Source organism: Loktanella sp. DJP18, from assembly GCF_049310965.1.
GTDB lineage: Bacteria > Pseudomonadota > Alphaproteobacteria > Rhodobacterales > Rhodobacteraceae > Loktanella.
Window position 1 is genome coordinate 1 of record NZ_JBMERN010000231.1, and the last position, 3,389, is coordinate 3,389.

The window sequence follows — 3,389 nt, forward strand, 5'->3', positions numbered from 1 at the left end:
TTCACGACATAACTTCAAGCTCAACCGTGCCGCTGCTCTTTCCGAGTGGCGTCAACTTTGTTCGGCATAGGTTCCGACGTTTCGCGGCAAACTGAGACTGGTTCGAATTAGTCTGACAGCACCCTGACAGGACATGCAGACCTCGTGGCCTCGATCCGATGAATGGGTTCTGAACCTAGGGCCGAGAGACGCCTTGCCGATTTGCAAGGACGACGTGCGGAAAGCGAACCAATTGTAACCGATCCGACTGACGTCCCACCCTTTGGATGTGGCTGCGCAGGGGTCACCGGCCGGGCGCGGGCGCATACGGCGGGCGATAACCTGCCCCTCGGCTTCGAGAATTGTTTTGGGTATATCGCGGACTTCTTCCCTTGTCCGGTAGATGGATGCCCTTTATCCTTTCGTGAGGCCAAACGTGGGGGGAAATATGCGTGTAACACGCCGCAGCGCTGCGACATTGATTGGTGCGTCGTTGTTTGCGTGGCCGGCCGCGGCGCAGATGTCGCAGACAAGTGCATCGGTCGATGCCGACGCACGCGCCCGTGCCGCCATCGACGGCTGGTATCGGCTTGTCCTTGAGCTCGTGCGCCACACGCCGACCTATTCACCGCCCGTAGCATCCCGCGCCTTCGGCTATCTGGGTGTCGCCGCGTGGGAGGCGACGGTGGCCGCACACCCCGGCCTGCGGTCGCTGGCAGGCCAGTTGAACGACCTGACACCAATGCCCAACTCAGTTGACACACCACCAGACCACGGCGTGATCCTGAACGCGGCGCTGGCGGCGGCCGTGCCCGTGCTGTTCGCCAACACCGGCCCCACCGGCCAGCGTGCGATGGCCGCCATGACGGACCGCCTGGCCGCCCTCGTTGCCAATGGTGTGGACGCCGCAGCCGTCACCGCATCGCGCAATCAGGGGCTGGCGATTGCAAACCATATCCTGGCATGGGCGGCCACCGATGGCGGGGCAGAGGTCACGAACATGGGGTTCGCGGCCGCCTGGCCCGCGCCGGATACGCCATCCGACTGGGTGCCGACCTCGCTTGTCCGCCAGCAGCAGACACCGCTTCTGCCAGACTGGGGCAAGAACCGCCCCCTCGCGATGCCCGCAGGCGATGCCTGTCTGTTGCCGCCGCCACCGGCCTACGCGACAGCGCCCGACACCGCGTTCTACGCCGAGGCGATGGCCGTCCATACTGCAACCGCCAACCTGACCGCCGACCAACTAGCCATCGCGCGGTTCTGGTCCGACGATCCGATGCTGTCGCCCACGCCTCCGGGCCACTGGATCACCATCGCGCGGATCGTGCTGGACGATCAGGATGCAGATGCCGTGACGCGCGCGGACACGCTGGCGCGAGTTGGGATCGGTCTGGCCGATGCGTTGATCGCCTGCTGGCAGGCCAAGTTCGCCTTCGATCTGCTGCGCCCGATCACCTACATCCGGGCCCAGATCGATCCGTCCTTCACGCCGATCTTGACCACGCCGCCGTTTCCGGAATACCCGTCGGGACATTCGACCCTGTCCGGTGCCTCGGCCGAGGTGCTGACCGCGCTCTTCGGGCCGGAACTTGCCTTCGCGGACACCACGCATGAGGACGACGGACTTCCCTCCCGCAGCTTTGCCAATTTCAGGGAAGCCGCCGCCGAAGCGGGCATCTCTCGGCTTTATGGCGGCATCCATTTTCCGGCGGCCATTGACCGGGGCCTCGATCAGGGGCGCTGCGTGGCGGGTTGGACGAATGCACTGGTCACACGGCCATGATGCGCCTTCTGGTTGCCATTGCCCTGTGTGCGACTCCCGCCGCTGCGCAGGAGGAACCCGCCGTTCCGTCCTATGTCGATGAGACCGCCACTGCCGGGATCGGTGGCACCTATGCAGGTGATTGGGAATACATGGTTGGCGGCGGGGCAGGGGCCTTTGACTGCAATTCCGACGGCTATCCCGATCTGCTGTTGGCCGGCGGCACGGACCCTGCGCGGTTCTATCGCAATGTGGCGACGCAAGGGAGCCCGCTCGCATTTGCCGAGGAACCCTCCGGGCTGGAACTGTCTGGCGTGACCCAGACCTATCCGCTGGATATCGATGCCGACGGCATCACCGACCTCGCGCTGCTGCGGATCGGAGAAACGGTGCTGATGCGCGGTCTTGGCGATTGCCAATTCACCCGCGCGAACGAGGATTGGGGGTTTGACGGGGGCGATGCCTGGTGGTCGGCCTTTGCCGCGACCTGGGAGGACGGGCAGGACTGGCCCACGCTGGCGCTGGGTGGCTATATAGACCGTGCAGAGGAGGCTTTTCCGTGGGGCTCCTGCACCGAAAACCGCCTGTATCGCCCTGGCGCGACGGGGTTCGCTGCACCCCTCGCACTTACTCCGTCGCATTGCCCGTTGGCCATGCTGTTCACCGACTGGGCCCGCACCGGCACGCCTGATCTGCGCGTGTCCAACGACCGTGAATACTACAGGGGCGGTGAAGAACAGCTTTGGCACATTCCTGCCGGGCAACCGCCCCGCCTATGGACGGTCGAGGAGGGATGGCAGCGCCTGCGGATCTGGGGCATGGGCATCGCCAGCCGCGATTTCGACGCCGACGGTTTCCCCGAATACGTCCTGACCTCGATGGCCGACAACAAGTTGCAGACCCTGACCAATCCCGGTCCCGCCGCGCTGCCCCAATACAGAGACGACGCCTTCGCTCGCGGTGTCACGGCGCATCGCCCCCATACTGGAGACGACGAACGGCCATCGACCGCGTGGCACACCCAGATCGAGGATGTAAACAACGACGGTCTGGCCGACATCTGGATCGTGAAGGGCAACGTGGACCGCATGCCCGACTTCGCGCAGGACGACCCCAACAATCTGCTGCTGCAGCGCTCCGATGGTACATTCATGGAGGCGGGGAACGACGCGGGCGTCGCCAGTACGGGGCTGGGGCGCGGTGGGCTGCTGGTGGATTTCAACCTCGATGGGCTGCTGGACATGGTGGTCGTCAACCGCCGCACCCCGGCCGAAATGTGGCGAAACGCGGGCACCGGCACCGCCGCCGGCTTTGCTGCGTTCCGACTGTTGGGGAACGGTGCGAACCGCGATGGCATCAACGCCTGGATCGAATTGCGCACTGCAGCGGGAATTCAGCGCCGGGAGGTCACGCTGGGCGGCGGCCATGCGAGCGGACAACTGGGCTGGTGGCACTTTGGTCTGGGCAGCGCCGGAAAGGCCGAGGTGCGCGTCCTGTGGCCCGACGGCACGGAAGGGGCATGGGCACCAATTGCACCGGGCAGTTTCCATACGATCAGCCCAGGCCTTGCCCCGGTGCCATGGACCCCTGACGGCACTGTCAGAGGAAACCTGCTTGAGGCGGGCAGGGCGGTCCCGTAGCGTTTCGG

Annotated in this window: 2 protein-coding genes; both read left to right on the forward strand. The window is 65.2% G+C overall.

Going from position 1 to position 3,389, the window contains the following annotated elements:
• The first annotated feature begins 499 nt into the window (after nt 1–499).
• Nucleotides 500–1,762: a vanadium-dependent haloperoxidase gene (locus tag ACOI1H_RS24350; RefSeq protein ID WP_422440807.1), complete on the forward strand. Its 1,263-nt coding sequence runs from the start codon at nt 500–502 to the stop codon at nt 1,760–1,762.
• Nucleotides 1,759–3,381: a CRTAC1 family protein gene (locus ACOI1H_RS24355; RefSeq protein ID WP_422440808.1), complete on the forward strand. Its 1,623-nt coding sequence runs from the start codon at nt 1,759–1,761 to the stop codon at nt 3,379–3,381. Before ACOI1H_RS24350 ends, ACOI1H_RS24355 begins: the two co-directional genes overlap by 4 nt.
• Nucleotides 3,382–3,389 lie beyond the last annotated feature (8 nt).